The organism is Amycolatopsis sp. NPDC051128, from assembly GCF_040682715.1.
Classification (GTDB): domain Bacteria; phylum Actinomycetota; class Actinomycetes; order Mycobacteriales; family Pseudonocardiaceae; genus Amycolatopsis.
Genome location: NZ_JBFBBN010000038.1, coordinates 94755 through 100513 on the forward strand (window position 1 = coordinate 94755; position 5759 = coordinate 100513).

A 5759-nucleotide genomic window follows, 5' to 3' on the forward strand; every position below is an offset into this window, starting at 1 on the left:
GCCGATAATGTACATTATGTCAAGTAACCTCAGTGCCAGTCGCTGATCATCACGTCCCGCGGTGCCGGAGCGCCTTCCCCGCCTGCCGAGGGGCGGGCCCCGGCAGCGATTTGCAAACGTGAACGTGAGACCGCGAGAAGGCAGGCGAAATGCCCAAGAGCAGGATCGGTGACCCTGGGGATCCGGGTGTGGGGAAGGGCGTGCCGCGGGGGAAGCGGTCGGCGAGTGCGGCGGCTCCGGGCGGCTCGGTGGCAGGTGGGTCGCTCGGTGGGGATTGGGGTGCGGGGGAGGGCGTGCCGCGGGGGTCGCGTTCGATGAGCGCGGCGGCTTCGGTCAGCTCGGCGGCGGGCCGGCCGGCCGGTAGGGATGCGGGCCTGTCCGCCGGAGCGTCGGCGCCTGGGGGTGGTGTGGCCGTCGCAGCTCCGCCCGTTCTCATGCGGCCGCTTCCGCCGCCGAAGTCCGTTGTGGTCCCCCTGCCGCCCGCCGTGCTGCCCGCCGCCGCGCTGGCCGGGGTGGCCGCCGCGCTCGTCCTGCCCGTCGACCGGCCCGGCGTCGGGTGGCTGCTCGCCGGTTCCGCCGTCACCGCCGCCGTCGTCGTGGCCGATCGGCGGTCCCGGAAAGCCGGTGAGCCCGGGCCCTTCACCTGGCTCAGCGCCGGGTGGGCGTTCCTCACCCTCGCCCTTCTCGCAATGGGCGCCGTCCGGGCGTCGGGGTGGCTGTTCGTGCTGTGCGTGCTGGCCGCCGTCGTCACCGGATCGCTCGCCGTCGTCGGGAAGCGGACCGTCAACACCGTGCTCTACGACATGCTCGCGCTCCCCGTCGAAGCCTTCCGCGCGATCCCGTGGGCCGGCCGCGGCGTCGGCCGCTTCACCGCCCGGCGCGACGGCGTCGCCCGCCGGATCGCCCTGTCCGTGCTCGCCGCCGCCGCGCTCGTCGCCGTGTTCGTGCCGCTGCTCACCAGTGCCGACGCCGCCTTCGCCGCCGTCGTCAACGCGATGATCCCCGACCTCAGTTTCGCGACGCTCGTGCGGTGGTGCTCGGTGTTCGCCGTCTTCGCGCTGTTCGTCGCCGGGGCGTGCTACTTCCTCGCCGCGCCGGCGCGCCGGGCGTCGGACGAGAGTCCACACAGGACCGCCTACGGTCTGGAATGGACGGTCCCGCTCACCGTTCTCGTCCTGCTGTTCAGCGTCTTCGTCGGCGTCCGGCTGGTCGTGCTCTTCGGCGGCACCGGGTACGTCCTGCGCACCAGCGGCCTGACGTCGGCGGAATACGCCCGCGGCGGCTTCTGGCAGCTGTGCGCGGTCACCGTCCTGACCCTGGCGATCGTCGCCGCGGCCCTGCGCTGGGCGCCGAACGCCACGCGCGCCGACCGGCTCCGCCAGCGCGTCCTGCTCGGGGCGTTGAGCGCGCTGAGCCTGGTGCTGGTGGGATCGGCGCTGAGTCGCATGTGGACGTACCAGCAGGCGTACGGCTTCACCGTGCTGCGGCTGCTGGTCGAGGTCTGCGAACTCTGGTTCGGCACGGTGTTCGTGCTGGTGGCGGCGTCGCTGGCGCGGCTGCGCTCGTCGTGGCTGCCCCGCGCGGCGATCGGGACGGCCGCCGCGGCGCTGCTCGTCCTCGCGGTCCTCGACCCGGAACGCCTCATCGCCGACGCCAACCTCGACCGCGCGGCCGCCGGCAAACCCCTGGACGACCGCTACCTCGCGGGCTTCTCGGCCGACGTGGTCCCGGTGGTCTCGGCCCGGCTCCCGGAACCGCTGCGCACGTGCGTGCTGCGGCAGGTGCTGGGGAACGACACCCCGGACGGCTGGCCCGCATGGAACCTCAGCCGGTCGGCCGCCCGTGACGTGACGTTCGGCTCCGGTGTCGGCTGCAGGTGAACCGAACCGCCCGCCGATGCGTGATTGACAGTTACGCGGAAGTCACCGGGCCGTCGTGGGGGCGGCCCGGCGGCTTCCGCGCGCGAAAACCAGCCTCAGAAGGCGAAGACGTCGTCCGAGTCGCGGTTGGCCGCGCAGCGGTTCGGGTACGTCGCGCGGAACGACACCGGCTTGCCGCGCCAGATGCCGACCGCCGTGACGTCGACCGGGGCGTAGATCAGCGTGCACGCCTGGTGCCGCGCGGTGATCCGGGAGAAGTCCCCGTCGACGCCGGAAAGCACCGCGCACGCCTTGCCGCGCTTCGGGTGCGTGCCCCCGGTCGGGTCGCAGGTGAGCACCACCGAGCCGATCCGGTTGGCGGTGTCGTGAGTGGTCAGCTGCAGCGTCGACGCCGGGGGCTGCGCCGGCGCGAGACAGCCGAGGCTCATCAGGCAGGCTGCGAACGGGAGTAGGGCCATATCGGTGTCATCGGCAGCCCGGACCCGATCACTGTGCTCCACGTCCAGGTGAGTCTTCGTCGCTCGGCCGAGTGATGTCCAACGCCAGCAGCGCCACGTAAAGCGAAAGCATCGACTCCGGGTCCTCCAGCCGGACGCCGAGGACCTGCTCGATGCGGGCAAGCTGCTGGTAGTACGCCGTCCGGGAGGTGTGCGCGGCCACGGCCGCCGCCGACTTGTTGCCGCCCTGCCGGCAGTAGTGCCGCAACGCCTGCACCAGCCGGCTGCCCGACGCGGCGTCGCGCTGCAGCAGCGGGCCCAGCTCGCGGGTCGCGAACGCCGCGACGCGTTCGTCGCCCGAAAGCAGGTGCAGCAGGCCGCGGAGGCGGACGTCGGACAACCGGTGGAGCACCCGCTCCGAGCTCGTCCCCAGCGCGGCGGCCGCGACCTGCCCGGCTTCCAGCAGCGTCCGGCGCGCTTCGGCGGGCGACCCGACGGTGGTGCCGACCGCGAGCACACCCGGCGCGCTGCCCTTGGCCTCGTGGACGTCGGTGGCGAGCCGGTGCAGCACGGCGTCGGCGTTCGCCTCCGGGGACAGCGCGATCAGGGCGCGCACCCCGAGTTCGTCCGTCGCCACCAGCGCCGACACCTTCGCGCGGCGCGCCGCCAGCACCGTCGCCTCGGCCAGTTCGCGCAGCACCGGCGGCGTGGACAGCGCGGGCCGTCCGGTGCCGGTCAGCCGCGGCCGGACCGCCAGCCCGACCAGCTGCCGCCCGGTGAGCGGCACCGCCAGCGCCGAGGCGCGCGCCAGCAGTTCCGCCGTCGGCGCCGGCGAAGCGAGCAGTTCGGTGAGCACCGCGCGGTGGGCCTGGCGTTCGAGACCGTCGGAGTCCTTGGCGACCAGCCGGTGCACGGCCAGCGCGGACGCGGCCCGCTCCGCGACCACCCGGTGACGGTGCGGCGGCTGGTCGGCGCAGACGAGGATCAGCCGGCCCCAGTCGTGCCCGCGCGCGCCGACCACGGTCACCAGCCAGCCCGATCCGGGGTGGTAGCCGGTCCGCTCGCCGACCTGGACCACCCGCGACCGGGCCGGCCAGCCGGCGAGCAGCTCGGCCGGGTCGGTGCCGGCCGCGTCGTAGGCGAGCACCTCGTGCGACAGCGTCTCCAGCACCACCGGCTGCTCGGTGAGCCGGGCGACCTCGCCCAGGACGACGCCGGGCTCGGCGCCCGCGACCGTCAGCGCGGTGAACGTCTCGTGCACGCGCTCGGCTGCGCGCAGCTCGGCGACCTGGGCGTCGACGATCTGGCCGTTCACCGCCTCGGTGACGCTCACGTACCGCGTCTCGCGCGAGAGCGTCACCAAGGGGAGCCCGTGCTTCTCGGCCGCGTCGACCAGCGCGGCGGGCAGCTTGTCGCTCCAGTGCCGGACCAGCTCGATCACCAGGCCCGCGGCGCCGACTCCGGCCAGGTCGGCGACGTAGCGGGCCAGCGCCGGGCCGTCGTCGGGGAGCGCGACGCCGGTCGTCAGCACCAGCTCGCCCCCGCGCAGCAGGTGCGCGATGTCGGCGATCTCGGCGACGTGCGCCCAGCGCACCGGCGCGTCCAGCCCGGCCGCGCCGGCGACGACGTGCGGACGGCCCTGGCGCAGCACCGGCAGCGTGAGCACCTCGGCGACGGTCGGGTACATGGCTCCTCGGGGTGTGTGATCGGCAGGGACAGACTGTACGGCCGGAACGGCGAGTAGATACACGTTGTCGATGGCGGTGGCGTGGCGCCCGCCCGGAGACTCGTCAAGGACGTCGAAGAGGAGTGCAGACTGTGACGAACCGCATGACCGACCGCATCAGCCACTGGATCGACGGCAAGCCGTTCACCGGGACCGCTGAACGGTCCGGCGAGGTGTTCGACCCCGCCACCGGCGCCGTCCGGGCGCACGTCGACTTCGCCGGGCAGGCGGAGGTCGACCAGGCCGTGGCCGCCGCCGCGGCGGCGCTGCCGGGCTGGCGCGGGACGTCGCTGGCCGGCCGGACGCGGGTGCTGTTCGCCTTCCGCGAGCTGCTGTCCGCCCGGAAGCACGAGCTGGCGAAGATCGTCACGAGCGAGCACGGCAAGGTCGAGTCGGACGCCGCCGGGGAGATCGCCCGCGCGATCGAGAACGTCGAATACGCCTGCGGGGCCGCCCAGCTGCTCAAGGGCGGCTTCAGCGAGAACGCCTCGACCGGCGTCGACGTCTATTCGATCGCCCAGCCGCTCGGGGTGGTCGGCGTGATCTCGCCGTTCAACTTCCCGGCCATGGTGCCGCTGTGGTTCGTGCCGAACGCGCTGGCCTGCGGCAACACCGTCGTGCTGAAGCCGAGCGAGAAGGACCCGTCCGCGGCGGTGTTCATGGCGGAGTTGTTCGCCGAGGCCGGGCTGCCCGCGGGCGCGCTCAACGTGCTGCACGGCGACAAGGTCGCGGTCGACGGGCTGCTGGAACACCGCGACGTCAAGGCGATCTCGTTCGTCGGGTCGACCCCGATCGCGCGCTACGTCTACGAAACCGGCACCCGGCACGGCAAGCGCGTCCAGGCGCTCGGCGGGGCGAAGAACCACATGGTCGTGCTGCCGGACGCCGACCTCGACCTGGCCGCGGACGCGGCGGTGTCGGCCGGGTTCGGCTCGGCGGGGGAGCGCTGCATGGCGGTGTCGGTGGTCGTCGCCGTCGACCCGGTCGGGGACGAGCTCGTCGCGAAGATCGCCGAGCGGATCTCCCGGCTGCGGGTCGGCGACGGCCGCAAGCCGGAGTCCGAGATGGGGCCGCTGGTCACGGCGGCCCACCACACCCGGGTCGAGTCCTATGTGGACGCCGGGGTGGCGGCGGGCGCGTCGCTCGTCGTGGACGGCCGCGGCGTCGAGGTGGACGGTTCCGCGGACGGCTTCTGGCTCGGCCCGACGCTGTTCGACCACGTCCGCCCGGAGATGTCGATCTACACCGACGAGATCTTCGGCCCGGTGCTGTCGGTGGCGCGCACCGCTTCCTACGACGACGCGCTGGACCTGATCAACGCCAACCCGTACGGCAACGGCACGGCGATCTTCACCGGCGACGGCGCGGCCGCGCGACGGTTCCAGAACGAGGTCGAGGTCGGCATGGTCGGGGTCAACGTGCCGATCCCGGTCCCGGTCGGCTACTACTCCTTCGGCGGCTGGAAGGACTCGCTGTTCGGCGACAGCCACGCCTACGGGCCGGAAGGGTTCCACTTCTTCACGCGGACGAAGGTGGTCACGTCGCGGTGGCCGGACCGCTCGCACGCGGGCGTCAACCTGGGCTTCCCCCGCAACTCCTGAGCGAAGGCCGTGAATGTCGCATTGAGGGGGAGCGGCGAGCGGGAGCAGCCCGGCGCGCACGAGCACCAGCATCGCCACCCCGAAAACCGCGCCGATGACGAGCCGGAAACACCCG

At 73.4% G+C, this 5759-nt stretch carries 4 protein-coding genes; 2 read left to right on the forward strand and 2 right to left on the reverse strand.

The genetic code is table 11. The annotated features are described in order from the left end of the window. Positions 1 to 434: 434 nt before the first annotated feature. The gene (locus tag AB0M82_RS31705) at positions 435 to 1880 is read left to right on the forward strand and encodes a DUF4173 domain-containing protein (protein ID WP_364729737.1); all 1446 of its coding nucleotides are present in this window, start codon (positions 435 to 437) and stop codon (positions 1878 to 1880) included. A gap of 95 nt (positions 1881 to 1975) precedes the next feature. On the opposite strand, the gene AB0M82_RS31710 is transcribed toward AB0M82_RS31705, so the two are convergent. Then, positions 1976 to 2308: an SSI family serine proteinase inhibitor gene (locus tag AB0M82_RS31710; RefSeq protein ID WP_364729753.1), complete on the reverse strand. Its 333-nt coding sequence runs from the start codon at positions 2306 to 2308 to the stop codon at positions 1976 to 1978. Positions 2309 to 2366: 58 nt separating this feature from the next. Continuing rightward, positions 2367 to 4004, reverse strand: a complete 1638-nt coding sequence (locus AB0M82_RS31715) for a PucR family transcriptional regulator ligand-binding domain-containing protein (RefSeq protein WP_364729740.1) — start codon at positions 4002 to 4004, stop codon at positions 2367 to 2369. A 143-nt stretch (positions 4005 to 4147) separates the two neighbouring features. On the opposite strand from AB0M82_RS31715, the gene AB0M82_RS31720 reads away from it, so the two are divergent. Continuing rightward, complete coding sequence (locus AB0M82_RS31720; RefSeq protein ID WP_364729755.1) at positions 4148 to 5644, forward strand: CoA-acylating methylmalonate-semialdehyde dehydrogenase; 1497 nt, start codon at positions 4148 to 4150, stop codon at positions 5642 to 5644. The last annotated feature ends 115 nt before the right edge of the window (positions 5645 to 5759 follow it).

Bases quoted from the DNA above. Each gene is read 5' to 3' on its own strand.
- AB0M82_RS31705 (WP_364729737.1), top strand. From the start codon at position 435: ATGCGGCCGCTTCCGCCGCCGAAGTCCGTTGTGGTCCCCCTGCCGCCC.
- AB0M82_RS31710 (WP_364729753.1), bottom strand. From the start codon at position 2,308: ATGAGCCTCGGCTGTCTCGCGCCGGCGCAGCCCCCGGCGTCGACGCTG.
- AB0M82_RS31715 (WP_364729740.1), bottom strand. From the start codon at position 4,004: ATGTACCCGACCGTCGCCGAGGTGCTCACGCTGCCGGTGCTGCGCCAG.
- AB0M82_RS31720 (WP_364729755.1), top strand. From the start codon at position 4,148: ATGACCGACCGCATCAGCCACTGGATCGACGGCAAGCCGTTCACCGGG.